Source organism: Vibrio sp. 970, assembly GCF_033339075.1.
In genome coordinates, this window is sequence record NZ_JAWOTW010000419.1 from 1 (window position 1) to 645 (window position 645).

Sequence of the window (645 nt, forward strand, 5' to 3'; positions counted from 1 at the left end):
ATTCAATATTCTTCAAGACTTTCTGATTGAGCGTTTTGCGGAGATAGCCAAATATCAACCGGGACAAACTCTCCACTTTAGCTGTTGCAAGTACACAGAAGAAGATAAAGCGACTGTCCAGTATTTAGAAGATTGCGCGCGCGAGGCGGGGCTAGCGACAGCTTTTGTGCATGTCGAAGATATTGGTGTAACGGAAGACGGAAAATTTGTGGATGTGGACGAACGAGCCATTCGTTGGATGTTCAAACTTTATCCTTGGGAATTCATGTTTGAAGAGGAATACGCGAAATATTTAGCGACTGCAAACGTCAACTGGCTAGAACCCATGTGGAAATCGATTTTATCCAATAAAGCACTTTTGCCATTGTTGTGGGAACGCTTTCCAAATCATCCCAATCTTTTGCCTGCCTATTTTGCTAATGACCCAAAAGCGAGTTGTTTGAACGATTATGTCATCAAACCGTTATTCTCACGGGAGGGGGCGAATATTGAGATCGTCAAAGATGGAAAGCGCTTGGTGAAAACGCCGGGGCCTTATGAATCGAAGTTCAATATCGTTCAGAAATATCATCCGTTGCCTAAGTTTGGGCAGAACCATACGTTAATCGGTAGTTGGCTCGTCAATGATAGAGCGGCGGGTATTTC

General features: G+C 43.9%; 1 protein-coding gene. It reads left to right on the forward strand.

Annotated elements, in window-relative coordinates; genetic code table 11:
- A partial coding sequence (locus R7Q11_RS27050) for a glutathionylspermidine synthase family protein (protein ID WP_225467094.1) occupies positions 1–645 on the forward strand: 645 nt, incomplete at both ends.